35 protein-coding genes are annotated in these 22,220 nt (G+C 39.2%); 34 read left to right on the top strand and 1 reads right to left on the bottom strand.

Translation table 11 applies throughout. The annotated features are described in order from the left end of the window. Positions 1–66 precede the first annotated feature (66 nt). Complete coding sequence (locus tag HMPREF1528_RS13180) at positions 67–153, bottom strand: glycosyltransferase (protein WP_410492502.1); 87 nt, start codon at positions 151–153, stop codon at positions 67–69. 241 nt (positions 154–394) lie between these two features. Here HMPREF1528_RS13180 and HMPREF1528_RS02575 point away from each other — a divergent pair, with 241 nt between their 5' ends. The 34 genes from HMPREF1528_RS02575 (at position 395) to rplQ (ending at position 21,702) form a co-directional block, all read left to right on the top strand. Beyond that, positions 395–1,309, top strand: coding sequence for an SPFH domain-containing protein (locus tag HMPREF1528_RS02575; RefSeq protein WP_002675001.1), 915 nt, complete (start codon positions 395–397; stop codon positions 1,307–1,309). Between the two features lie 177 nt (positions 1,310–1,486). Then, complete coding sequence (pheT, locus tag HMPREF1528_RS02580) at positions 1,487–3,919, top strand: phenylalanine--tRNA ligase subunit beta (RefSeq protein WP_016478528.1); 2,433 nt, start codon at positions 1,487–1,489, stop codon at positions 3,917–3,919. 428 nt (positions 3,920–4,347) lie between these two features. Next, positions 4,348–4,755, top strand: a complete 408-nt coding sequence (gene rpsL, locus HMPREF1528_RS02585; protein WP_002675007.1) for a 30S ribosomal protein S12 — start codon at positions 4,348–4,350, stop codon at positions 4,753–4,755. 32 nt (positions 4,756–4,787) lie between these two features. Then, complete coding sequence (gene rpsG, locus HMPREF1528_RS02590) at positions 4,788–5,264, top strand: 30S ribosomal protein S7 (protein ID WP_002675008.1); 477 nt, start codon at positions 4,788–4,790, stop codon at positions 5,262–5,264. An 8-nt stretch (positions 5,265–5,272) separates the two neighbouring features. Further along, positions 5,273–7,393, top strand: a complete 2,121-nt coding sequence (fusA, locus tag HMPREF1528_RS02595; protein ID WP_016478529.1) for an elongation factor G — start codon at positions 5,273–5,275, stop codon at positions 7,391–7,393. A gap of 12 nt (positions 7,394–7,405) precedes the next feature. Next, positions 7,406–7,717, top strand: coding sequence for a 30S ribosomal protein S10 (gene rpsJ / locus HMPREF1528_RS02600; RefSeq protein ID WP_002675011.1), 312 nt, complete (start codon positions 7,406–7,408; stop codon positions 7,715–7,717). 164 nt (positions 7,718–7,881) lie between these two features. Beyond that, a complete protein-coding gene (gene rplC, locus HMPREF1528_RS02605) occupies positions 7,882–8,499 on the top strand; it encodes a 50S ribosomal protein L3 (RefSeq protein WP_002675012.1) in 618 nt (205 codons plus the stop codon). Next, complete coding sequence (rplD, locus tag HMPREF1528_RS02610) at positions 8,499–9,128, top strand: 50S ribosomal protein L4 (protein WP_009411642.1); 630 nt, start codon at positions 8,499–8,501, stop codon at positions 9,126–9,128. The genes rplC and rplD overlap by 1 nt, the downstream gene beginning before the upstream one ends. Before the next feature lie 7 nt (positions 9,129–9,135). Next, positions 9,136–9,423: a 50S ribosomal protein L23 gene (gene rplW / locus HMPREF1528_RS02615; protein WP_002675014.1), complete on the top strand. Its 288-nt coding sequence runs from the start codon at positions 9,136–9,138 to the stop codon at positions 9,421–9,423. A 21-nt stretch (positions 9,424–9,444) separates the two neighbouring features. Continuing rightward, on the top strand, positions 9,445–10,272 hold the full coding sequence (rplB, locus tag HMPREF1528_RS02620; protein ID WP_002675016.1) for a 50S ribosomal protein L2: 828 nt from the start codon (positions 9,445–9,447) through the stop codon (positions 10,270–10,272). A gap of 11 nt (positions 10,273–10,283) precedes the next feature. Then, positions 10,284–10,562: a 30S ribosomal protein S19 gene (rpsS, locus tag HMPREF1528_RS02625; RefSeq protein ID WP_002675018.1), complete on the top strand. Its 279-nt coding sequence runs from the start codon at positions 10,284–10,286 to the stop codon at positions 10,560–10,562. Between the two features lie 8 nt (positions 10,563–10,570). Further along, positions 10,571–10,981 carry a 50S ribosomal protein L22 gene (gene rplV, locus HMPREF1528_RS02630; RefSeq protein ID WP_016478530.1) on the top strand — a complete coding sequence of 137 codons (411 nt, stop codon included), beginning with the start codon at positions 10,571–10,573 and terminating at the stop codon, positions 10,979–10,981. 8 nt (positions 10,982–10,989) lie between these two features. Continuing rightward, complete coding sequence (gene rpsC / locus HMPREF1528_RS02635; protein WP_002679516.1) at positions 10,990–11,730, top strand: 30S ribosomal protein S3; 741 nt, start codon at positions 10,990–10,992, stop codon at positions 11,728–11,730. A gap of 20 nt (positions 11,731–11,750) precedes the next feature. Further along, on the top strand, positions 11,751–12,170 hold the full coding sequence (gene rplP, locus HMPREF1528_RS02640; protein ID WP_002675025.1) for a 50S ribosomal protein L16: 420 nt from the start codon (positions 11,751–11,753) through the stop codon (positions 12,168–12,170). Positions 12,171–12,180: 10 nt separating this feature from the next. After that, on the top strand, positions 12,181–12,372 hold the full coding sequence (gene rpmC / locus HMPREF1528_RS02645; RefSeq protein ID WP_002675028.1) for a 50S ribosomal protein L29: 192 nt from the start codon (positions 12,181–12,183) through the stop codon (positions 12,370–12,372). A gap of 14 nt (positions 12,373–12,386) precedes the next feature. Further along, entirely contained in the window at positions 12,387–12,644 is a 258-nt protein-coding gene (gene rpsQ, locus HMPREF1528_RS02650; RefSeq protein ID WP_002675041.1) for a 30S ribosomal protein S17, read from the top strand. 2 nt (positions 12,645–12,646) lie between these two features. Next, entirely contained in the window at positions 12,647–13,015 is a 369-nt protein-coding gene (gene rplN, locus HMPREF1528_RS02655) for a 50S ribosomal protein L14 (protein WP_002675043.1), read from the top strand. 16 nt (positions 13,016–13,031) lie between these two features. Then, a complete protein-coding gene (gene rplX, locus HMPREF1528_RS02660) occupies positions 13,032–13,346 on the top strand; it encodes a 50S ribosomal protein L24 (protein ID WP_084667239.1) in 315 nt (104 codons plus the stop codon). A 1-nt stretch (position 13,347) separates the two neighbouring features. Beyond that, on the top strand, positions 13,348–13,899 hold the full coding sequence (gene rplE, locus HMPREF1528_RS02665; RefSeq protein ID WP_002675047.1) for a 50S ribosomal protein L5: 552 nt from the start codon (positions 13,348–13,350) through the stop codon (positions 13,897–13,899). A 4-nt stretch (positions 13,900–13,903) separates the two neighbouring features. Next, positions 13,904–14,173 carry a 30S ribosomal protein S14 gene (gene rpsN / locus HMPREF1528_RS02670; RefSeq protein ID WP_002675050.1) on the top strand — a complete coding sequence of 90 codons (270 nt, stop codon included), beginning with the start codon at positions 13,904–13,906 and terminating at the stop codon, positions 14,171–14,173. Positions 14,174–14,193: 20 nt separating this feature from the next. Further along, complete coding sequence (gene rpsH, locus HMPREF1528_RS02675) at positions 14,194–14,592, top strand: 30S ribosomal protein S8 (protein WP_002675052.1); 399 nt, start codon at positions 14,194–14,196, stop codon at positions 14,590–14,592. A gap of 21 nt (positions 14,593–14,613) precedes the next feature. Further along, positions 14,614–15,156: a 50S ribosomal protein L6 gene (gene rplF / locus HMPREF1528_RS02680; RefSeq protein ID WP_016478532.1), complete on the top strand. Its 543-nt coding sequence runs from the start codon at positions 14,614–14,616 to the stop codon at positions 15,154–15,156. Between the two features lie 11 nt (positions 15,157–15,167). Then, a complete protein-coding gene (gene rplR / locus HMPREF1528_RS02685) occupies positions 15,168–15,524 on the top strand; it encodes a 50S ribosomal protein L18 (protein ID WP_002679484.1) in 357 nt (118 codons plus the stop codon). 5 nt (positions 15,525–15,529) lie between these two features. After that, complete coding sequence (gene rpsE, locus HMPREF1528_RS02690; RefSeq protein ID WP_002675058.1) at positions 15,530–16,054, top strand: 30S ribosomal protein S5; 525 nt, start codon at positions 15,530–15,532, stop codon at positions 16,052–16,054. 11 nt (positions 16,055–16,065) lie between these two features. Then, entirely contained in the window at positions 16,066–16,248 is a 183-nt protein-coding gene (gene rpmD, locus HMPREF1528_RS02695; RefSeq protein WP_002675060.1) for a 50S ribosomal protein L30, read from the top strand. 17 nt (positions 16,249–16,265) lie between these two features. Next, the gene (gene rplO / locus HMPREF1528_RS02700; protein WP_016478533.1) at positions 16,266–16,718 is read left to right on the top strand and encodes a 50S ribosomal protein L15; all 453 of its coding nucleotides are present in this window, start codon (positions 16,266–16,268) and stop codon (positions 16,716–16,718) included. A 10-nt stretch (positions 16,719–16,728) separates the two neighbouring features. Further along, the gene (gene secY, locus HMPREF1528_RS02705; RefSeq protein WP_002675064.1) at positions 16,729–18,072 is read left to right on the top strand and encodes a preprotein translocase subunit SecY; all 1,344 of its coding nucleotides are present in this window, start codon (positions 16,729–16,731) and stop codon (positions 18,070–18,072) included. A 7-nt stretch (positions 18,073–18,079) separates the two neighbouring features. Continuing rightward, positions 18,080–18,295, top strand: a complete 216-nt coding sequence (gene infA, locus HMPREF1528_RS02710; protein ID WP_016478534.1) for a translation initiation factor IF-1 — start codon at positions 18,080–18,082, stop codon at positions 18,293–18,295. Positions 18,296–18,571: 276 nt separating this feature from the next. Beyond that, positions 18,572–18,688 carry a type B 50S ribosomal protein L36 gene (ykgO, locus tag HMPREF1528_RS12140; RefSeq protein ID WP_002676536.1) on the top strand — a complete coding sequence of 39 codons (117 nt, stop codon included), beginning with the start codon at positions 18,572–18,574 and terminating at the stop codon, positions 18,686–18,688. A gap of 2 nt (positions 18,689–18,690) precedes the next feature. Continuing rightward, complete coding sequence (rpsM, locus tag HMPREF1528_RS02715; RefSeq protein WP_002675068.1) at positions 18,691–19,065, top strand: 30S ribosomal protein S13; 375 nt, start codon at positions 18,691–18,693, stop codon at positions 19,063–19,065. A 13-nt stretch (positions 19,066–19,078) separates the two neighbouring features. Then, positions 19,079–19,480 carry a 30S ribosomal protein S11 gene (rpsK, locus tag HMPREF1528_RS02720; RefSeq protein WP_002675071.1) on the top strand — a complete coding sequence of 134 codons (402 nt, stop codon included), beginning with the start codon at positions 19,079–19,081 and terminating at the stop codon, positions 19,478–19,480. A gap of 84 nt (positions 19,481–19,564) precedes the next feature. Then, complete coding sequence (rpsD, locus tag HMPREF1528_RS02725) at positions 19,565–20,170, top strand: 30S ribosomal protein S4 (protein WP_016478535.1); 606 nt, start codon at positions 19,565–19,567, stop codon at positions 20,168–20,170. 22 nt (positions 20,171–20,192) lie between these two features. Next, positions 20,193–21,185 carry a DNA-directed RNA polymerase subunit alpha gene (locus HMPREF1528_RS02730; RefSeq protein WP_009411648.1) on the top strand — a complete coding sequence of 331 codons (993 nt, stop codon included), beginning with the start codon at positions 20,193–20,195 and terminating at the stop codon, positions 21,183–21,185. 31 nt (positions 21,186–21,216) lie between these two features. Further along, a complete protein-coding gene (gene rplQ / locus HMPREF1528_RS02735; protein ID WP_002675077.1) occupies positions 21,217–21,702 on the top strand; it encodes a 50S ribosomal protein L17 in 486 nt (161 codons plus the stop codon). The last annotated feature ends 518 nt before the right edge of the window (positions 21,703–22,220 follow it).

Here is a 22,220-nt window from a genome sequence, read left to right on the forward strand (position 1 = left end):
GTCAACTGTTTATATACCCTTTCTATACCAATCGTCCAAGATTCGTATAAGCTTCCTATAAGCTCTCTATAAGCTAACCCCACCCTTCTTACAGCCTTTTTTTACCAAAAAAACTCCCTCCCCTCTTCCGAACTTTTCCGTTTCCTTCCGAATCCTCCTAACAGTCCCAACTCATCACTTTTTCATCTCAAACTTTGGCAAAGTTCAAAACTTTGCCAAAGTTGAATAAACTAACAATATTTCCTCATTTGCTAATTCTCTCATTCTCTCATTTTCTAATTTCCTCATTTTCTTTAAATTATTTTAAACTCAAAATTCTGTTCTCATATTTCTTGCACAATTCAAAAAAAGAAAGTACATTTGTAGCCGTTAATAACCCATAAAAATTCACATTATGCCCTATTTATTTTACATTTTATTCTTTTTTGCATTAGTATTTTTGCTATCTACTTTCTTCACCGTGCGCCAACAAACCGCCGTGTCAGTAGAACGTTTCGGTAAATTCGAAAGCATTCGTCATTCGGGTTTACAAATGAAAATACCTATCATCGATAAAGTAGCCGCTCGCATCAGCCTCAAAATCCAACAGCTTGATGTCATTGTCGAAACCAAAACTTTGGACGATGTATTCGTCAAAATCAAAGTATCAGTACAGTTCGTGGTGATCAAAGAAAAAGTATACGATGCCATTTACAAGCTCGAATACCCACACGACCAGATTACCAGCTATGTATTCGACGTAGTCCGCGCCGAAGTCCCTAAGATGAAACTCGACGATGTATTCGTTAAGAAAGACGATATCGCCATCGCCGTAAAACGCGAAGTACAAGAATCAATGGAAACTTACGGTTACGACATCATCAAAACCTTAGTAACCGATATCGACCCCGATGCCCAAGTAAAAGCCGCAATGAACCGTATCAATGCCGCCGAACGCGAAAAAGTAGCTGCTCAATACGAAGGTGATGCACAACGCATCCTCATCGTCGAAAAAGCAAAAGCAGAAGCCGAAAGCAAACGTTTGCAAGGTCAAGGTATCGCCGACCAGCGTCGTGAAATTGCTCGCGGATTGGTAGAGAGTGTAGACGTATTGCATAAAGTAGGTATCAGCTCGCAAGAAGCTTCAGCGCTTATTGTGGTTACTCAACACTACGACACCTTGCAAGCCGTAGGTCAGCAAACCAATAGTAATCTTATCCTACTTCCTAACTCACCCGAAGCTGGTAGTGAGATGCTCAACAATATGATTACCTCCTTCACCGCTTCAGCTCAAGTAACCGAAACCTTGAAGAAGAAGAAAAACGACTAACTCACTGTTAAATAATATAGATTTTAAAAGCTATTCATTTTTTTGAATAGCTTTTTTTTGTGATTATTGCTAAAATTACTAATTTTGCGCTCTGTAATAACTTTTTGCGGTATACACATTGGTATACACTCTGTCAAAGTATAGTAGCGCTTGATTGAAGATTGAAAAAAAACAACTATGAAAATATCATATAACTGGTTAAAACAATATTTGAAGTTAGAAATGCCTGCTGAAGATACAGCGGTCATTCTTACTGATTTAGGCTTAGAAGTAGAAGGGATTGAGCACTTCGAAAGCGTAAAAGGGGGACTCAAAGGGGTAGTGGTAGGTCACGTACTCGAATGCGAAAAACACCCTAACGCCGATAAACTTAAAATCACCAAAGTAGATATAGGAGGCGAAGCACCCTTGCAAATCGTTTGTGGAGCTCCTAACGTAGCACAAGGGCAGAAAGTACTTGTAGCTACTATTGGCACAGTACTCTACGACAAAGAAGGTAAGCCTTTCGAAATTAAGAAAGGTAAAATTCGTGGCGAAGAGAGTTACGGTATGATTTGTGCTGAAGACGAACTCGGCTTAGGCGAAAGTCACGATGGTATTATGGTGCTCAACGATAAGTACGAAGTAGGTACCCCTGCCAGTAAGGTGTTTGAGGTAGAAACCGACGAGGTATTCGAAATAGGACTGACTCCTAACCGTGCCGATGCAATGAGTCACTATGGCGTAGCACGCGACTTACGTGCAGGCTTGATGCAAAAAGGTATTTCATTAGAGCTCATCACCCCTTCTATTACAAAATTCCACGTCGATAACCGCTCACTTAAAATAGATATAGAGGTGCAGAACAAAAAACTCGTACCTCGCTATACCGGCGTTACCATTAGCAATGTACGCGTAGGCGAATCGCCTGAATGGTTACAAAACAAACTCAAAGCCATAGGCATTACTCCTAAGAACAACGTAGTAGATGCTACAAACTACGTACTGCACGGAATGGGACAACCGATTCACGCTTTTGATGCCGACCATATTATTGGTCGCAAGGTGATTGTAAAGAATGCCGATGAAGGCACAAAGTTTAAAACCCTCGACGGAGTAGAACGCACCCTCAACGCTGAAGACATTATGATTTGTGATGCCGAAAAACCTCTCTGTATAGCAGGGGTATTAGGCGGTGAAAACTCAGGTATCACTCATTTTACTCGCAATGTATTTTTAGAAAGTGCTTATTTCGATGCTGTATCGGTGCGCAAAACAGCCAAACGTCACGGCATCAATACCGATGCTTCTTATCGCTTTGAGCGCGGTATTAATATAGAAGATTGTAAATACGCCCTAATGTATGCCGCAGTACTGATTGAAAATATTGCAGGAGGGGTTATATCATCAGATGTGATAGATTTTTATCCTAAAAAGCAAGAAGATTTTCAGGTGTTTCTTACTTTTGAGAAAATAGATAAACTTATCGGTCAGAAGATTTCACGCGATACAATTAAGGCTATCTTACACTCTTTAGATATCAAAGTAAATTCGTTTACCGAACGTGGGTTAGGTTTGTCAGTCCCTTCGTACCGCGTAGATGTACAGCGTGAAGCCGATGTAATAGAGGAAATCCTTCGTATCTATGGTTATAACAATGTCATTTTCTCTGAAAAGCTAAATGCTACAATGGCGTATTCTAACAAATACGACGACCACAATATACAAAATGTGGTAGCCGACCAGTTGGTAGCACAAGGCTTCTTTGAGATAATGACCAACAGTCTTGTGTCAGAAAAAGAGATTACTACTTATGCCGGAAATCCAGAGCAAGCAGTAAAGCTCCTCAATCCTTTGAGTAGCGATTTGGGCTATATGCGTAAAAATCTAGTGTTTTCAGGCTTAGAAGTGATTGCTTATAATAACAACCGCAAACGCTCCGATTTGAAGTTGTTCGAGTTTGGCAAGAACTATCACTATATCGATGGTAATTATACTGAAAGCAAGCATTTGGTGTTGTATCTCACAGGTAATACCCAACCTGAGTATTGGGGCGCTCCCGCTCAAAAAACCTCTTTCTTTGAGCTCAAAGGAGTAGTAGAATCTCTCTTCGAACGTCTCGGCTTGAAGGAAATCACTATTTTACCTTTAGAAGCTAACGACACGTTGAGTAGTGAAGGATTCCGTTGGCAAATAGGGGAGACCCTTTTAGGAACGATAGGAGTAGTAAAAAGCAAAGTGCTTAAAGATTTCGATATCAAACAAGAGGTGCTTGTAGCTGATTTGCATTGGGAAGTGATTTTAGAACAAGTACAAGACCATAAAGTGGTATACAAGGAAATCTCTAAATACCCCGAAGTACGTCGTGACTTAGCTCTTTTGCTTGATGAGAAAGTAACCTTCGCCGACCTTTACGAAAAGGCATACGCTACCGAGAAAAACCTATTAAAACACGTAAATCTTTTTGATGTGTACCAAGGCGACAAACTACCCGAAGGCAAGAAGAGCTATGCCCTCAGTTTTGTACTTCAAGACAACAATAAAACTCTTACCGATAAACAAATCGACAAAACGATGCAACGCCTCCAAGACGCTTTTGAAAAGCAATTTGGAGCAGCATTAAGAGAGTAAAAATAAATTTAGAAAAAAATAAGACGGCGTAAAAAAGCCGTCTTATTTTTTTATGCTCCTTAATGGTTTAGTTCTCAAATTAAGACTATTGTTATAGAACAAAAATAGAATTATTTTGTGATATTTGTAACAAATCACAACTTTTTCATAATTACCTATGTTATACTAATTCCTAAAACTAAACCTTATTAAAATATTGGTAATCAATAACAATATGGTGTCTATGCCTCTTGTTTCTTAACTCCTATCTCTTATCTCTTATTTCTTATTTCTCACCTCTTATCTATCAGAGACTTTTGCAGTTTTAAAAAATAGTTGTACTTTTGCACCCGCTTTGGATATTAAGTCCAAACCTCTAAGTCCTATGAACTAATGTCTATGGACAGACAACAAGTAAACAAATAAACAAATATATAGTATTGTAAATTATGCCAACAATTTCACAATTAGTACGAAAAGGAAGGACCAGAATTACCAAGAAGAGTAAATCGGTTGCTTTGGATTCGTGCCCACAACGCCGAGGTGTATGTACACGTGTGTACACCACAACGCCTAAAAAGCCGAACTCAGCTATGCGTAAAGTAGCTCGTGTTCGCTTGACTAATGGCAATGAGGTGAACGCTTACATACCTGGTGAAGGTCACAACCTCCAAGAGCACTCGATAGTATTGGTACGAGGCGGAAGGGTAAAAGATTTACCAGGTGTTAGATACCACATTGTTCGTGGTGCTCTCGATACGGCTGGTGTAGCAGGTAGAACGCAACGCCGTTCTAAATACGGTGCGAAACGCCCTAAACCAGGACAAGCAGCTCCCGCCGACAAAAAGAAAAAGTAATTTAACACACAAAATCTTTTAACTGAAAAGAAATGAGAAAAAGACAGGCTAAAAAACGCCCCCTTTTACCAGACCCTAAGTTTAACGACCAATTGGTTACGCGTTTCGTGAATAACCTTATGTGGGACGGTAAAAAGTCAGTGGCTTTTAAAGTATTCTACGACGCAATTGATATCGTAGAACAAAAGAAGAATAACGACGAAAAGTCGGCATTAGATGTTTGGAAAGACGCTCTTAGCAATGTGATGCCTCACGTTGAGGTGCGTTCACGTCGCGTGGGTGGTGCTACCTTCCAAATCCCTATGCAAATCCGTCCAGACCGTAAAGTGTCTATGGCGATGAAATGGCTCATCGGTTTCGCTCGTAAACGCAATGAGAAATCAATGGCTCAGAAATTGGCTGCCGAAATTATCGCTGCCTCTAAAGAAGAAGGTGCTGCTGTGAAGAAAAAAATGGATACGCACCGTATGGCTGAAGCTAACAAAGCATTCTCACACTTTAGATTTTAATTAACACGATGAGTAGAGATTTAAAATATACAAGAAACATAGGTATTGCCGCGCATATTGATGCCGGTAAAACCACAACTACCGAGCGTATCCTTTTCTATACCGGTAAAACGCACAAAATTGGTGAAGTACACGATGGTGCTTCTACTATGGACTGGATGGAACAAGAGGCTGAACGCGGTATTACTATTACTTCAGCGGCTACTACCTGTAAATGGAACTTCCCTACCGAAAATGGTAAACCTACCGCCGATGCTAAAGAGTATCACTTCAACATTATTGATACCCCAGGTCACGTCGATTTTACTGTTGAGGTAAACCGTTCCTTGCGTGTACTCGACGGCTTAGTATTCCTTTTCTCTGCCGTTGATGGGGTAGAACCTCAATCGGAAACCAACTGGCGTTTGGCTGATAACTACAAAGTACCTCGTATTGGGTTTGTAAACAAAATGGACCGTCAAGGGGCTAACTTTTTAAACGTTTGCAACCAGGTGAGAGATATGCTCAAATCTAACGCGGTTCCTATCGTATTGCCTATCGGTGACGAGGCTGATTTTAAAGGCGTTGTAGATTTGATTAAAAACCGCGCCATCGTATGGCACGAAGAAAATTCAGGTTCTACTTTCGACGTAGTAGAAATTCCTGCCGAGATGAAAGAGGATGTAGCCAAATACCGCGCTCAATTAATTGAAGAAGTAGCGGGCTATGACGAAGGATTACTTGAGAAATTTATGGAAGATGAAAGCTCAATTACTGAAGACGAAATCCATAAGGCATTGCGCGCAGCAGTAATGGATATGGCTATCATTCCTATGGTATGCGGTTCATCATTTAAAAATAAAGGGGTACAATTTATGCTTGATGCGGTATGTCGTTATTTGCCATCACCGCTTGATAAAGAAGCTATTGAGGGTACTAATCCTGAAACAGGTGAGCCTGCACTCCGCAAGCCAGCCGTTGACGCTCCTTTTGCAGCCTTGGCATTCAAGATTGCTACTGACCCTTACGTAGGTCGTTTAGCATTCTTCCGCGCTTATTCTGGTCACCTCGATGCAGGTTCTTATGTGTTGAACACTCGTTCAAACAATAAAGAGCGTATCTCTCGTATCTACCAGATGCACGCTAATAAACAAAACCCTATCGAATATATTGAAGCTGGTGATATAGGGGCTGCAGTAGGTTTTAAAGATATCAAAACGGGTGATACCCTTTGCGATGAGAAATATCCTATCGTACTCGAAAGTATGGTATTCCCTGATCCAGTAATCGGTATCGCTGTAGAGCCTAAAACAAAAGCCGACGTTGATAAATTAGGTATGGCTTTAGCTAAACTCGCTGAAGAAGACCCAACCTTCCAAGTAAAAACTGACCAAGCCTCTGGGCAAACTATCATTTCTGGTATGGGTGAGTTACACTTGGATATCATTGTAGACCGTCTCAAACGTGAGTTCAAAGTAGAAGTAAACCAAGGACAACCTCAAGTAGAGTATAAAGAGGCTATCACTGCTAAAGCTGACCACCGCGAAGTTTACAAAAAGCAAACAGGTGGACGTGGTAAATTTGCCGACATCGTATTCCGTATGGAACCAGCCGAAGAAGGCAAAGTAGGTCTTGAGTTCGTAAACGAAATCAAAGGTGGTAACATTCCTAAAGAGTATATCCCATCAGTTGAAAAAGGTTTCAAAGAAGCAATGAAAAATGGACCTTTGGCAGGCTTCGAAATGGACGCGATGAAGATTGTTCTTATCGATGGTTCATTCCACCCTGTCGATTCAGACTCATTGTCATTCGAGTTGGCAGCCAAATTGGGGTACAAAGAAGCTGCTCGTGCTGCAAAAGCTGTATTGATGGAGCCTATTATGAAATTGGAAGTTATTACTCCAGAGGAAAATATGGGTGATATCGTAGGAGACTTGAACCGCCGTCGTGGTCAAGTAAACAATATGGACGACCGTAACGGTGCTAAAGTAATTAAAGCATTTGTTCCACTATCTGAAATGTTCGGTTATGTAACAGCGCTTCGCACTCTTTCATCAGGTCGTGCTACTTCTACAATGGAGTTCTCTCATTATGCTGAAACTCCTTCAAACATTGCAGACGAAGTAATTAAAAATGCCAGAGGCAACTAATTTATTGAAAAAATGGGTAATCAACAAAAAATAAGAATAAAGTTAAAATCTTACGACCATAACTTGGTAGATAAATCTGCTGAGAAAATCGTAAAAACAGTAAAAGCAACAGGTGCAGTAGTTACAGGTCCTATTCCATTACCTACACACAAGAAAATCTTTACTGTGTTGCGCTCACCTCACGTAAATAAAAAAGCACGTGAACAGTTCCAATTGAGCTCTCATAAACGTCTTTTAGATATCTATAGCTCTTCATCAAAAACTATTGATGCTTTGATGAAATTGGAATTGCCAAGTGGTGTAGAAGTAGAAATCAAAGTTTGATAACTTTACTAAAATGTCCCGAAACTGCGGGTTAGGGAAAAACGGATAAAAATGATTCAGGGTTAAAAAGTCTCGGGCATTTTTTGACCCTGAAACATTATAATAATTGTCAATTATCAATTGTTAATTAAAAAGAACTAATAACTAATTTAATATTTAATTTTATGTCTGGGTTAATCGGAAAAAAAGTAGGAATGACCAGCATTTTTGATGAGAACGGTAAAAATATACCTTGTACCATCATCGAAGCAGGTCCTTGCGTAGTTACCCAAGTCAGAACCAAAGAGGTTGATGGCTATGATGCTCTTCAACTTGGTTTCGATGACAAAGCAGAAAAACGTGCTACCAAAGCAGAGCTTGGTCACTTCAAAAAAGCAGGTACTTCTGTAAAGAAAAAAGTTGTTGAATTCCAAGGTTTTGAAGACAATTACAAATTAGGTGATACTATCACCGTCGATTTCTTCACCGAAGGAGAGTTTGTGGATATCACAGGCGTTTCTAAAGGTAAAGGTTTTCAAGGGGTAGTGCGTCGCCACGGTTTTGGCGGAGTAGGTCAAACTACTCACGGTCAGCATAACCGCCTCAGAGCACCAGGTTCAGTAGGTGCTTCGTCTTATCCCTCTCGCGTATTCAAAGGTATGCGTATGGCTGGACGTATGGGAGCTGAAAAGGTAACAGTACAAAACTTGAAAGTATTGAAAGTGGTTGCTGAGAAAAATCTTTTAGTAGTAAAAGGTTGTATTCCAGGTCACAAAAATGCTTATGTAACTATTCACAAATAATGGAAGTAGCAGTATTAAACATACAAGGAAAAGAAACAGGTAGAAAGGTAACCCTTTCTGATGCTGTGTTCGGTATCGAGCCTAATAATCACGTAGTATACTTAGATGTTAAACGCTATTTAGCTAACAAACGTCAAGGTACTCACAAGGCTAAAGAAAGAAACGAAGTGGCTGGAAGTACTCGCAAAATTAAAAAACAAAAAGGTACAGGTACAGCTCGTGCAGGTAGCGTAAAATCTCCTGTATTTGTGGGTGGTGGACGCATATTTGGTCCTCGTCCTAAAGACTATACACAAAAACTTACTAAAAACGTAAAACGCTTGGCTCGCCGTTCTGCCCTCAGCGCTAAACTACAAAACCAAGCCCTCGTTGTAGTTGAAGATTTAAATTTCGACGCTCCAAAAACTAAAGATTTCACCGCAGTTGTAAAATCTTTGGGCTTAGAAAATAAAAAATCACTTTTTGTGTTACCAAATACAAATAATAATGTATATTTGTCCTCTCGTAACGTACCTACTTCAAGTGTAGTAACCGCTTCAGAGTTAAACACTTATCAATTAGTGAATGCTTCAAACGTAGTACTTACTGAGAGCTCAGTAGCAGTTTTAGAGTCAATTTTAACAAAATAAGAAGAAAATGAGCGTATTAATTAAACCTGTAAATACAGAAAAAGCAAACGACAATAGCGAGTTGAGAAACTGCTATACGTTCGTAGTAGCTAAGGACGCTAACAAGATTCAAATCAAAAATGAAGTTGAAGCTACTTATGGCGTTAAAGTGAAATCCGTACGTACTCTTAACTACGGGCCTAAACGATCTACTCGTTATACAAAAACAGGCTTGCAAATTGCTAAAACTAACGCTGTTAAAAAAGCAGTTGTGCAAGTAGAAGATGGAACTATAGATTTTTATAGTAATATATAAGTATTTAACAAATAGACAAAAATGTCAGTTAGAAAATTAAAACCGATTACCCCCGGTCAGCGTTTTAGAGTAGTAAACGAATTCGACACCATTACTACTGATAAGCCGGAAAAGAGCCTGCTCGTTCCGTTGAAAAAGACTGGTGGTAGAAACAATCAAGGAAAAATGACCATGCGTTACATTGGTGGTGGTCATAAGAAAAAGTACCGTATTATCGACTTCAAACGAAACAAATTCGGCGTAGACGCCAAAGTAGTTTCTATCGAGTACGACCCAAACAGAACAGCGTTTATTGCTCTCGTTCAATACACCGACGGCGAAAAACGTTACATCATCGCTCCCGCTGGTTTGAAGGTTGATCAAGTAATCGTTTCAGGTCAAGAAAATATCGCCCCTGAAATCGGTAACGCAATGCCGCTCTCTCAAATTCCCCTCGGTACTGTAATTTCTTGTATTGAATTGCGCCCTGGACAAGGAGCTAACATTGCTCGTTCTGCAGGAACTTTTGCTCAACTAATGGCAAAAGATGGTAAGTATGCTACTGTAAAGCTACCCTCAGGTGAAACCCGTATGATCCTCCTCACTTGCCTCGCAACCATAGGAGCCGTATCAAACTCTGATCACCAATTGGTACTTTCAGGTAAAGCAGGTCGCTCACGCTGGTTAGGACGCCGTCCTCGTACCCGTGCAGTAGTAATGAACCCTGTCGATCACCCAATGGGTGGTGGTGAAGGTCGTGCTACCGGTGGTCACCCACGCTCACGTAAAGGAATACCAGCTAAAGGTTATAGAACCCGTTCTAAAACCAAAGCAAGTAATAAGTATATTGTAGAACGCAGAAAAAAATAAGAGACTAACAAATGGCACGTTCATTAAAAAAAGGACCTTACGTTCACTATAGCTTGGAAAAGAAAATCCAACAAAATATACAATCAGGTAAGAAAAACGTTATCAAAACTTGGTCACGCGCTTCTATGATTACACCTGATTTCGTTGGCCAAACTATTGCAGTTCACAACGGTCGTCAGTTTGTCCCTGTATACATCACTGAAAATATGGTGGGACATAAATTAGGAGAATTTTCACCTACTCGTTCCTTCCGTGGACATGCAGGTGCAAAAAATAAAGGTAAAAAATAATTAAGGCTATGGGAGTTAGAAAAAAATTAAGAGCAGACGAAATTAAAGAAGCTAAAAAAAGCTTGGCTTTCGCGAAGTTAAATAACTGCCCTACTTCTCCTCGAAAAATGCGCTTAGTAGCGGATTTAGTACGTGGACAGCAAGTAGATAAAGCCTTGGCTATTTTGAAATTCAACCAAAAAGAAGCAGCCGCTCGTTTAGAAAAATTGTTGCTTTCAGCTATCGCTAACTGGCAAGCTAAAAACGAGGACACTAACTTGGAAGAAGCAGGAGTATTCATCAAAGAAATCCGTGTGGATGGTGGCGCTATCCTTAAACGCTTACGCCCAGCTCCACAAGGAAGAGCACACAGAATTAGAAAACGCTCTAACCACATAACTTTGGTGCTTGGAGCTAAAAATTTTAACACAGAAAGCTAAGATAAACTATGGGACAAAAGACAAATCCAATCGGAAATCGCCTAGGAATTATCAGAGGATGGGAGTCTAACTGGTATGGAGGCAATGATTACGGAGATAAACTCGCTGAAGATGATAAAATCAGAAAATATGTTCTCGCTCGTTTATCTAAAGCTAGTGTTGCTCACGTGATTATCGAACGTACTTTCAAACTTGTAACCGTTACTATCACCACCGCTCGCCCCGGTATCATCATCGGTAAAGGCGGTCAGGAGGTAGACAAGTTGAAAGAAGAACTTAAGAAAATCACCGGTAAAGACATCCAAATCAACATTTTTGAAATCAAACGCCCTGAACTCGACGCAGCTCTCGTTGCAGCAAGCATCGCCCGCCAAATCGAAGGTCGTGTTTCTTACAAACGCGCTATCAAAATGGCTATCGCTTCAGCTATGCGTATGAACGCCGAAGGTATCAAGGTAATGATTTCAGGTCGTTTGAATGGAGCCGAAATGGCACGTTCCGAAAGCTTTAAAGAAGGTCGTATCCCTCTTTCAACCTTTAGAGCTGATATTGATTACGCTATTGACGAAGCTCACACTACATACGGTCGTATGGGAATCAAAGTGTGGATTATGAAAGGCGAAATCTATGGTAAAAGAGAACTCTCCCCACTCGTAGGTATGACTAAAAAAGCCACCGGTGGAAACTTCTCTGGTAAATCAACTGACAAGCCTGCGGGTGCACCCAAAAGAGCGCGTCGCAAAAAGTAATTTTTTAAAGAACAAGAAAGATGTTACAGCCAAAAAGAACGAAATATCGTAAACAACAAAAAGGCAGAATGAAAGGTGTATCTCACCGCGGGGCACTCCTTTCTAATGGTACTTTCGGAATTAAATCGTTAGATTCAGCATTCATCACTTCTCGCCAAATCGAGTCAGCTCGTGTAGCTGCTACCCGTTATATGAAACGTGAAGGTCAACTTTGGATCAAAATCTTCCCAGATAAACCTATTACCAAAAAGCCTTTGGAAGTACGTATGGGTAAAGGTAAAGGTGCCGTAGAATACTGGGCAGCCGTAGTAAAACCAGGAAGAATAATGTTTGAGGTAGGCGGTGTGCCGCTCGACGTAGCCAAAGAAGCGCTACGCCTCGCAGCTCAAAAGTTACCTGTGAAAACAAAATTCGTTGTAGCAAGAGATTATCAAAATTAATTAAAGAACAATGAAACAGTCTGAAATTAACAAATTGACAATAACTGAGCTACAAGAAAAGCTTGGTGAGTTTAAGAAATCGTATGCAGATTTGAAAATGGCACACGCAATTTCGTCATTGGAAAAACCAATTCAATTACGTAATGTAAGAAGAACTATCGCGAGATTAGCTTGTGAGCTAACTAAACGAGAATTACAATAATTCGAACCTGCCTTATGGAAAAAAGAAATTTAAGAAAAGAAAGAATAGGGGTTGTTACAAGCAACAAAATGGATAAATCTATCGTAGTTTCAGAAGTGAAACGTGTAAAACACCCTATGTATGGTAAGTTCGTGTTGCGCACTAAAAAATATGTTGCGCACGACGAAAAAAACGATTGCAACATTGGTGATACTGTGCGCATAATGGAAACACGTCCATTGAGCAAAACCAAATGTTGGAGATTAGTAGAAATCATTGAAAGAGCTAAGTAATTATGGTACAACAAGAATCAAGACTAAAAGTAGCCGATAATACTGGCGCTAAAGAAGTGCTAACAATCCGTGTACTCGGTGGTACTAAGCGCCGATACGCCTCTGTTGGCGATAAGATTGTAGTTACCGTCAAAGAAGCTACCCCTAACGGAAACGTAAAAAAAGGACAAGTTTCTACCGCGGTGGTAGTAAGAACTAAAAAAGAAGTACGCCGTGCCGATGGTTCTTATATCCGATTTGATGAAAACGCTTGCGTTCTCTTGAACGCAGCTGGTGAAATGAGAGGTACCCGTGTATTCGGTCCCGTAGCACGCGAACTTCGTGATAAACAATTTATGAAGATCGTTTCATTAGCACCAGAAGTGCTTTAATTTTTAACTAAAGTAAATGATGAAACTAAAAATTAAAACTGGAGATACCGTAAAAGTAATTGCTGGAGACGAAAAAGGTAAAGAAGGCAAAGTATTACGTGTAGATCGCGAGAAGAACAGAGCGATTATTGAGGGAGTTAACCTGGTGAAAAAGCACACTAAACCTAACGCTCAAAAACCTCAAGGTGGAATCGTAGAAAAAGAAGCATCTATTCACATTTCTAACCTCGCCCTCATCGACCCTAAAACGAAAAAAAATACTCGTGTAGGATTCGAAGTACGTGACGGTAAAAAAGTGCGAATTTCTAAAAAATCTAATGTAGTAATATAATATGGCTTACGTACCTAGATTAAAACAAGAATACAAAGAGCGCGTTATTGCGGCTCTAAAAGAAGAATTTGGCTATAAAAACGTAATGCAGGTTCCTAAACTTGAAAAAATAGTTGTGAGCCGCGGTGTTGGTTCAGCCGTAGCCGATAAAAAACAAATCGACTATGCTGTAGACGAACTTACCAAAATTACTGGTCAGAAAGCTGTTGCCACTTATTCTAAAAAGGACGTAGCTTCTTTCAAACTCCGTAAAGGTATGGCTATCGGTGCCAAAGTTACCCTTCGCGGCGAAAGAATGTATGAGTTCTTAGATCGCCTTATCACTACAGCTCTTCCTCGTGTAAGAGACTTCCAAGGCGTGAAAGCAAATGGCTTCGATGGTAGAGGTAACTACAACTTAGGTGTTACTGAACAAATCATCTTCCCTGAAATCGACATTGATAAAATCAACAAGATTGCAGGTATGGATATTACCTTCGTTACATCAGCTCACACTGATAAAGAAGCTAAATCATTATTAAGCGAATTAGGATTACCTTTTAAAAAGAACTAAGTATATGGCTAAAGAATCAATGAAAGCCCGCGAGGTGAAACGTCAAAAGTTAGTAGCTAAATACGCTGCTAAACGCAAAGCTCTAAAAGAAGCTGGTGATTATGAAGCACTTCAGCTAATCCCTAAAAATGCTTCTCCTGTCCGTCTGCATAACCGTTGCAAACTTACAGGACGCCCTAAAGGGTATATGCGCACTTTTGGAATTTCACGTGTGTTATTCCGCGAAATGGCAAACAAAGGATTAATTCCTGGTGTAAAAAAAGCAAGTTGGTAATAATTTAAAAGGACAAATTTATGTATACAGATCCTATCGCAGATTATTTAACAAGAATTAGAAATGCTAATAGCGCAGGTCATAGAGTTGTAGAAATCCCTGCATCTAAACTCAAAAAGGAAATTACTAAAATCCTTTTCGACCAAGGATTCATCCTTAGCTATAAATTTGATGACTCTACCGTTCAAGGTACTATCAAAATAGCTTTGAAATACGACAAAGTGACTAAAGAACCCGTTATTAGGCATATTGAAAGAGCCAGCCGTCCAGGTCTGAGAAAGTACGCTGGCGCTGATAACCTACCTCGCGTATTAAACGGCTTGGGTATTGCTATCATCTCTACATCACAAGGCGTGATGACAGGTAAAAAAGCTAGAGAACTCAATATCGGTGGAGAGGTAATTTGTTACGTTTACTAATCAATAAAAAGACAATAAAGAATGTCAAGAATAGGTAAAGCACCCATCAATATTCCCGCAGGCGTTACTGTTACTATCAAAGATAACGTCGTAACCGTAAAGGGGAAATTAGGCGAATTAACCCAAGAGGTTAAAGACATTGCTGTAAAGCAAGAAGATGGATATTTAGTTTTTGAAACTACAGATGCTACCAAAGACCAAAATGCTAAACACGGTTTATACCGTGCCTTAGTCCACAATATGGTCGTAGGTGTTTCTGAAGGATTCACTAAAGAATTAGAGTTAGTAGGGGTTGGATACCGTGCAGCTAACCAAGGACAAAAGTTAGATTTAGCCCTCGGTTTCTCTCACAACATCATTCTCGAATTGCCAAAAGAAATTAAACTCGAGACAATTAACGAGAAAGGTAAAAACCCTATCATTAAATTAACTTCTCACGATAAACAACTACTCGGTCAAGTAGCGGCTAAAATCCGTAGCTTCCGCAAACCCGAACCTTACAAAGGTAAAGGTGTGAAATTTGTAGGCGAAGAGTTGAGAAGAAAAGCAGGTAAATCAGCTTAATAGTTAGAACAATGGCATTATCAAGAATAGAAAGAAGACAACGTATTAAAAGCAGAATCAGAAAAGTAGTAAAAGGTACTGCTGAACAACCTCGTTTGGCTGTTTTCAGAAGTAATAATGAAATCTATGTCCAAATCATAGACGATACTAAAGGTACTACCCTGTTGGCTGCATCTTCACGTGATAAAGAAATTAGTGCCGCCAAAGGTACTAAAACTGAAAAAGCAGCATTGGTCGGTAAAGCTATTGCTGAAAAAGCTTTAAAACAAGGTATCGAAAAAGTATCCTTCGATCGCGGGGGATACCTTTACCACGGACGTGTAAAATCATTAGCCGACGGTGCTAGAGAAGGCGGACTTAAATTCTAATAACTATGTATCAGAAATATAAAAATGTAGAATATGTAAAACCAAGTGGTTTGGAATTGAAAGACCGTTTGGTAGGAGTACAACGTGTTACTAAAGTAACTAAAGGTGGTCGCGCTTTCGGTTTCTCTGCTATCGTTGTAGTAGGCGACGAAAACGGCGTGGTTGGTCACGGTTTAGGAAAATCTAAAGAGGTTTCTGAAGCTATTGCTAAAGCAGTAGAAGACGCTAAGAAAAACTTAGTGCGTATCCCTCTTAACGGTACTACCTTGCCCCACGAACAAAAAGGAAAATACGGCGGAGCTCGTGTATTCTTACAACCAGCTACTGAGGGTACCGGAGTAATCGCAGGAGGTACAGTACGTGCCGTATTGGAATCAGTAGGTATCCATAACGTACTTTCTAAATCACAAGGTTCTTCTAACCCTCACAACGTGGTAAAAGCTACTTTCGATGCTTTATTGCAGTTGCGTAGCGCTAAAACTGTTGCTGCTCAACGTGGCATCTCTTTAGAAAAATTGTTTAAAGGTTAATTTTTATAGCAATGGCAAAACTTAGAGTAACACAAATTAAAAGTAGCATCAAACGTCCAAAAGACCAAAAACTTACTCTCGAGGCTTTAGGACTTACCAAAATCGGTAGAACCGTGGAACACGAAGCTACACCAAGTATCCTTGGTATGATCAATAAGGTAAAACACTTAATTTCTGTAGAAGAAGTTAAATAATATTTTTATACAAAGTTATGAACTTAAGTAATTTACAACCCGCACAGGGTTCAATTCACAGAGAAGGGAAGCGCGTAGGTCGCGGTCAAGGTTCCGGTAAAGGTGGAACCGCTACCCGTGGTCACAAAGGAGCTAAATCTCGTTCAGGCTTTTCTAATAAGATTGGCTTCGAAGGTGGACAAATGCCCCTCCAAAGACGCGTACCAAAATTCGGTTTTAAAAACTTTAACCGTAAGGAATACGTAGGTATCAACTTGGGTAGACTACAAGAACTCGTTGATAATGGTAAAATTACTGATAAAGTAGACCTTGAAATCTTAGTTCAACTAAACCTCATTAAAAAAACTGACTTGGTGAAAATATTAGGTGGTGGAGAACTAAAATTTAAGCTAAAAATATCTGTTCATAAGTTTACAGCAAGTGCTAAAGCTGCTATCGAAGCAGCTGGTGGTGAAGCTGTAACCTTGTAATATTTAATTTATGAAGAAGTTTATCGAGAACCTGACCAACATTTGGAAAATTGAAGAGTTAAAAAATAGAATTATTTTAACTCTCGGAATTTTGTTAGTTTATCGCTTTGGAGCTCACATCGTCCTCCCTGGTATCGACTCCGCTCAACTCCACGAGTTAGCAACGAAAACCTCAGGTGGCGGATTGCTTGACATCCTCAACGCTTTTACAGGGGGCGCTTTCTCTAATGCCTCAGTATTCGCGCTCGGGATTATGCCCTACATCTCGGCTTCTATCGTAGTACAGTTGATGGGAATCGCTATTCCTTATCTCCAAAAACTACAAAAAGAAGGTGAAAGCGGGCGAAGAAAGATAAACCAAATCACTCGATGGCTTACTATTGCAATATGTATTGTACAAGCACCTGTATACTTATACGGTATCAATAGATTAGGAGTCCCTGATTCTGCCTTCCTTTTAGGTAAGGGACTCAATTTTATTGTTCCAGCAGTGCTTATCTTAGTAACAGGAACTATTTTTGCAATGTGGTTAGGTGAGAAAATCACCGATAAAGGAATAGGTAACGGTATCTCTCTCCTCATTATGGTGGGTATCATTGCCCGTTTGCCTCGTGCATTCTTGTCTGAAACAGCCTCTCGCCTTACTGGTAATGGAGGACCTCTATTGATTCTTATCGAAATAATTCTTTGGTTTGTAATCATTTTGCTTTGTATTTATCTAATCAAAGCAGTACGTCAAATCCCAGTACAATATGCACGCAGAACAGCTGATGGTGGAACTACTAACGAGAGAAACATCTTCGGAGCTCGCCAATACATTCCTTTAAAAATTAATGCTGCAGGGGTAATGCCTATCATCTTTGCTCAAGCCTTGATGTTTATCCCAGCCACTGTAGCCGGACTATCACAGTCAGAATTTGCAAAAAGTGTTCAAGCAGCCTTCTCAAACGTCTTCGGATTTTGGTACAACTTGCTATTTGCAGCTATGATTATACTTTTTACGTATTTCTATACTGCAATCACAGTGCCTACAAACAAAATGGCCGATGACCTAAAACGCAGTGGAGGTTTCATACCAGGTATACGTCCAGGTAAAGAAACAGGCGACTATTTAGATAAAATTATGTCGCTTATCACTCTCCCAGGTTCTATATTTATAGCCTTGGTAGCAATATTCCCTTCTCTGCTTAAAATCATCGGAATGCAAGACCAATGGGCATTGTTCTACGGTGGTACCTCACTACTCATCTTAGTAGGGGTTGCAATTGATACTATGCAACAAGTAAATTCATATCTGCTCAATCGCCATTATGATGGTTTGATGAAAACAGGTAAAAACAGAAAAGTATCTTAATTAATATATGGCTAAACAGGTAGCAATTGAGCAAGACGGAACCATTGTAGAAGCTTTGTCTAACGCAATGTTCAGAGTTGAATTGGATAACGGTCACGTAGTGATTGCCCATATCTCAGGAAAAATGCGTATGCACTACATCAAGCTTCTTCCTGGTGATAAAGTAAAACTCGAAATGAGTCCTTACGACCTAAGTAAAGCTCGTATCACTTACCGTTATTAGTTAATTAAGAGAATTCTTCCAATATTTTGGTTGTTAATTTCTCACAGATATTTTTTCTATTTTAGTAATATCTGTGAGAAATTATAATCATAAAAAAGAATTTTTTATTTGTAGTATTTTTAGTATAAAACATTTGTATTCAGTATCTTGAATATGTTTTTTTATGCTTAAAGATGAGTGAGCGGAATGTATAATTGCATTTTTGTGAGCTAAAAATGTGGCTATTACAAAAAAAAATTGTAGTTTTGCGCACTCTATTGATATAAACAAAACGAAATGAAAGTTAGAGCATCAATTAAAAAAAGAAGTTCAGAGTGCATCATTGTGCGCAGAAAAGGACGATTGTACGTAATTAACAAGAAAAATCCTAAATTTAAACAACGACAAGGATAATTATGGCACGAATTGCAGGTATTGACTTACCAAAAAACAAAAGAGGGGTTATTGGTTTAACCTATATTTTTGGTATTGGAAAAAGTAGAGCTAAAGAAATCTTAAGTAGAGCTCAAGTAAACGAAGACACAAAAGTAAGCGAATGGAATGATGACGAAATCACTCGTATTCGCGAAGTGGTTGCGTCTTATAAAATTGAAGGAGAATTGCGCTCCGAAATCCAATTGAACATCAAACGTTTGATGGACATCGGTTGTTATCGCGGTATCCGCCATCGTAACGGATTGCCTTTGCGCGGACAAAAAACTAAAAACAATTCTCGTACAAGAAAAGGTAAAAGAAAAACTGTTGCGAACAAGAAGAAAGCAACTAAATAATAAGTAGTAGAGTATGGCAAAACAAAATGCAAAGAATGCAAAAGTCTCTAAGAAGAGAAAAGTAGTGGTTGAGTCAGTAGGCGAAGCACACGTTTCAGCTACTTTTAACAATGTTATTATTTCTCTTACCAACAAAAAAGGAGACGTAATTGCCTGGTCATCAGCAGGGAAAATGGGCTTCAGAGGATCTAAAAAGAATACTCCTTACGCTGCCCAAGTAGCCGCAGAAGATGCAGCTAAAGTAGCTTTTGACTCAGGTCTTAAAAAAGTAAAAGTATACGTGAAAGGACCGGGTAATGGTAGAGAATCTGCTATCCGTACTATTCATAATGCAGGTATAGAAGTAACTGAAATTATCGACGTTACTCCACTACCTCACAACGGATGTCGCCCTCCTAAAAAACGTAGAGTCTAATTTCAATACTAACAAGTAAGAAAGGTGAGTTGTTATCGAAGGAATGCCTTAATTCATAACTACCTTTCATTTAAACAATTTAAAATGGCAAGATATACAGGACCAAAAACAAAAATAGCTCGTAAATTTGGTGAAACTATCTTCGGAGATGATAAATCTTTTGAAAGAAAAAACTATCCTCCCGGACAACACGGTTTGGCACGCCGTAGAGCAAAACGCTCTGAATATGCTATCCAGCTACAAGAAAAACAAAAAGCTAAATATACTTATGGTATTTTAGAAAAACAATTCCATAATCTATATGAAAAAGCAAAAAGAAGTAAAAGTATTACCGGTGAGGTGCTTCTTCAACTTTGCGAATCTCGTTTAGACAATGTAGTATACCGTATGGGCATTGCTCCTACTCGTAGTGCAGCCCGCCAATTGGTATCTCACCGTCACATCACTGTAAACGGAAATATTGTAAACATTCCGTCTTACTCTCTTAAACCAGGTGATGTAGTAGGCGTTCGCGAAAAATCAAAATCTTTAAGTGTGATCGAAAATTCATTGGCTGCTCACAGCACCGTATACGAATGGATCACTTGGAACCCTGAAAAATTGGAAGGTACTTTCGTAGCAGTACCTCAACGTATTCAGATTCCTGAAAATATTAAAGAACAGTTAATCGTAGAGTTGTACTCTAAATAATAATAAAGACAGCAGTCAAATTATGGCATTATTCAACTTCCAAAAACCAGATAAAGTTATAATGATTGAATCATCTGATTTCGAAGGACGATTTGAGTTTCGCCCTTTGGAACCAGGGTATGGTTTAACAATAGGTAACGCATTACGAAGAGTTATGCTTTCTTCGTTAGAAGGTTTTGCAATCACTTCTGTGAAATTTGATAAAGTAGGACACGAATTTTCTACTATATCAGGAGTAAGAGAAGATGTTACTGAAATTATTCTCAATTTGAAACAAATACGTTTTAAACGCCAGATTGAGGATATAGAAAACGAAACAGCAACTATTACTGTTTCTGGTAAAAGACAATTGACTGCCGGTGATTTTCAAAAAGCTCTTTCAGGTTTTCAAGTATTAAATACTGATTTGGTGATTTGCAATATGGATTCTTCAGCTTCTTTTACAATAGAGATTACTATTGAAAAAGGACGCGGTTATGTTTCGGCTGAAGAAAATGCAAAACCAAATGCACCGATAGGTGTAATTGCTACTGATGCAATCTTTACCCCTATTAAAAATGTGAAATATTCTATTGAAAATTATCGTGTTGAACAAAAAACAGACTATGAGAAGTTAGTCTTTGAAATTAAAACCGATGGGTCTATACACCCTAAACAAGCACTTACAGAAGCTGCAAAAACACTCATTCATCACTTTATGCTCTTCTCTGACGAGAGAATTACTTTAGAAGCTGATGAAATAGCACAAACTGATACTTATGATGAAGAATCATTGCATATGCGCCAGTTGCTAAAAACTAAGTTGGTGGATATGGACTTATCTGTTCGTGCACTCAATTGTTTGAAAGCTGCCGAAGTAGAAACATTAGGTGATTTGGTATCTTTCAATAAAGCCGATTTGATGAAGTTTAGAAACTTCGGAAAGAAATCATTAATTGAGCTTGATGAGTTGGTAGTCAATAAAGGTTTAGTGTTTGGTATGGACACCTCGAAGTATAAATTGGATAAAGATTAACTCGCTCTTGCGATATTTTAACTAAGGAAAAATGAGACACGGAAATAAAATTAATCATTTAGGAAGAAAAACTGCTCACAGAAATTCAATGCTTGCCAATATGGCGAACTCACTGATTGAGCATAAACGTATTAACACTACTTTGGCAAAAGCAAAGGCTTTAAAATTATTTGTAGAGCCTTTGGTAACCAAATCTAAAGAAGATACCACTCACAACCGTCGTATCGCTTTTAGTAAATTGCGCAATAAATATGCTGTTACCGAGCTTTTCAAAGAAGTAGCTGTAAAGGTAGGCGACCGCCCAGGGGGATACACTCGTATCATTAAATTAGGAAACCGTTTGGGCGATAATGCTGAAATGGCTATGATTGAGTTTGTAGATTACAACACTACTTACAACGTAGCTAAAACCGCTAAGAAGAAAACTACCCGCCGTGGTAGAAAGAAAGCAACTGCTGAAGAAACTCCAGCTACAGCCGAAGTTAAACCAGAGGCTACTGCTGAAGCTACTGAATAATATTGCAGTTTATTAGGTTCGTAAATTATAAAAAAGGGCTTGCCGTCGGCAAGCCCTTTTTTATTGTGTAAGAATCTTTTTAAAGGCTGTTTTTAGTCTTTTATATAAAAGTGTAGCTTACGCTACAGAAATCGTACAAATCTTTAAAAAATCGAACAAATGGGCAATAAGCTACCTGAAAAAGCTAATAATACCAGAAATATTTAACTTTGCCAAACGTGCGAGCCACACAGCAGTGTGAGTCACACAGGCTGTTGATTTAGCAAATTTGGAGAGTTGAGGGGTTCGGAAGGAAACGGAGAAGTTCGGAAGAAGTAATTCAGGTAAAAGATAAAAAATGAGATGTAAGGAGGGTGGGGTTAGCTTATAGAGAGCTTATACGAATCTTGGACGATTGGTATAGAAAGGGTATATAAGTAGTTGATTCACATTGTGATACAACAACGTAAAAAACGTTAAAAAAGAGGTTTCGAGGCGAAAGAAAGAGAAAAGGCACTAGGCCTTAGGCCATAGGCACT

The organism is Capnocytophaga sp. oral taxon 336 str. F0502, from assembly GCF_000411575.1.
GTDB lineage: Bacteria > Bacteroidota > Bacteroidia > Flavobacteriales > Flavobacteriaceae > Capnocytophaga > Capnocytophaga ochracea.

Coding starts and splice junctions, on each gene's coding strand:
- ykgO (WP_002676536.1), top strand. CDS start 18,572: ATGAAAGTTAGAGCATCAATTAAAAAAAGAAGTTCAGAGTGCATCATT.
- rpsH (WP_002675052.1), top strand. CDS start 14,194: ATGTATACAGATCCTATCGCAGATTATTTAACAAGAATTAGAAATGCT.
- rpsC (WP_002679516.1), top strand. CDS start 10,990: ATGGGACAAAAGACAAATCCAATCGGAAATCGCCTAGGAATTATCAGA.
- secY (WP_002675064.1), top strand. CDS start 16,729: ATGAAGAAGTTTATCGAGAACCTGACCAACATTTGGAAAATTGAAGAG.
- rplD (WP_009411642.1), top strand. CDS start 8,499: ATGGAAGTAGCAGTATTAAACATACAAGGAAAAGAAACAGGTAGAAAG.
- rpmC (WP_002675028.1), top strand. CDS start 12,181: ATGAAACAGTCTGAAATTAACAAATTGACAATAACTGAGCTACAAGAA.
- rplC (WP_002675012.1), top strand. CDS start 7,882: ATGTCTGGGTTAATCGGAAAAAAAGTAGGAATGACCAGCATTTTTGAT.
- rpsD (WP_016478535.1), top strand. CDS start 19,565: ATGGCAAGATATACAGGACCAAAAACAAAAATAGCTCGTAAATTTGGT.
- rplR (WP_002679484.1), top strand. CDS start 15,168: ATGGCATTATCAAGAATAGAAAGAAGACAACGTATTAAAAGCAGAATC.
- rpsM (WP_002675068.1), top strand. CDS start 18,691: ATGGCACGAATTGCAGGTATTGACTTACCAAAAAACAAAAGAGGGGTT.
- rplN (WP_002675043.1), top strand. CDS start 12,647: ATGGTACAACAAGAATCAAGACTAAAAGTAGCCGATAATACTGGCGCT.
- rpmD (WP_002675060.1), top strand. CDS start 16,066: ATGGCAAAACTTAGAGTAACACAAATTAAAAGTAGCATCAAACGTCCA.
- rpsQ (WP_002675041.1), top strand. CDS start 12,387: ATGGAAAAAAGAAATTTAAGAAAAGAAAGAATAGGGGTTGTTACAAGC.
- fusA (WP_016478529.1), top strand. CDS start 5,273: ATGAGTAGAGATTTAAAATATACAAGAAACATAGGTATTGCCGCGCAT.
- rpsL (WP_002675007.1), top strand. CDS start 4,348: ATGCCAACAATTTCACAATTAGTACGAAAAGGAAGGACCAGAATTACC.
- rplF (WP_016478532.1), top strand. CDS start 14,614: ATGTCAAGAATAGGTAAAGCACCCATCAATATTCCCGCAGGCGTTACT.
- rpsK (WP_002675071.1), top strand. CDS start 19,079: ATGGCAAAACAAAATGCAAAGAATGCAAAAGTCTCTAAGAAGAGAAAA.
- rplO (WP_016478533.1), top strand. CDS start 16,266: ATGAACTTAAGTAATTTACAACCCGCACAGGGTTCAATTCACAGAGAA.
- rplE (WP_002675047.1), top strand. CDS start 13,348: ATGGCTTACGTACCTAGATTAAAACAAGAATACAAAGAGCGCGTTATT.
- infA (WP_016478534.1), top strand. CDS start 18,080: ATGGCTAAACAGGTAGCAATTGAGCAAGACGGAACCATTGTAGAAGCT.
- pheT (WP_016478528.1), top strand. CDS start 1,487: ATGAAAATATCATATAACTGGTTAAAACAATATTTGAAGTTAGAAATG.
- rpsG (WP_002675008.1), top strand. CDS start 4,788: ATGAGAAAAAGACAGGCTAAAAAACGCCCCCTTTTACCAGACCCTAAG.
- HMPREF1528_RS02575 (WP_002675001.1), top strand. CDS start 395: ATGCCCTATTTATTTTACATTTTATTCTTTTTTGCATTAGTATTTTTG.
- rpsS (WP_002675018.1), top strand. CDS start 10,284: ATGGCACGTTCATTAAAAAAAGGACCTTACGTTCACTATAGCTTGGAA.
- HMPREF1528_RS02730 (WP_009411648.1), top strand. CDS start 20,193: ATGGCATTATTCAACTTCCAAAAACCAGATAAAGTTATAATGATTGAA.
- rpsN (WP_002675050.1), top strand. CDS start 13,904: ATGGCTAAAGAATCAATGAAAGCCCGCGAGGTGAAACGTCAAAAGTTA.
- rpsE (WP_002675058.1), top strand. CDS start 15,530: ATGTATCAGAAATATAAAAATGTAGAATATGTAAAACCAAGTGGTTTG.
- rpsJ (WP_002675011.1), top strand. CDS start 7,406: ATGGGTAATCAACAAAAAATAAGAATAAAGTTAAAATCTTACGACCAT.
- rplW (WP_002675014.1), top strand. CDS start 9,136: ATGAGCGTATTAATTAAACCTGTAAATACAGAAAAAGCAAACGACAAT.
- rplP (WP_002675025.1), top strand. CDS start 11,751: ATGTTACAGCCAAAAAGAACGAAATATCGTAAACAACAAAAAGGCAGA.
- rplQ (WP_002675077.1), top strand. CDS start 21,217: ATGAGACACGGAAATAAAATTAATCATTTAGGAAGAAAAACTGCTCAC.
- rplB (WP_002675016.1), top strand. CDS start 9,445: ATGTCAGTTAGAAAATTAAAACCGATTACCCCCGGTCAGCGTTTTAGA.
- rplX (WP_084667239.1), top strand. CDS start 13,032: ATGATGAAACTAAAAATTAAAACTGGAGATACCGTAAAAGTAATTGCT.
- rplV (WP_016478530.1), top strand. CDS start 10,571: ATGGGAGTTAGAAAAAAATTAAGAGCAGACGAAATTAAAGAAGCTAAA.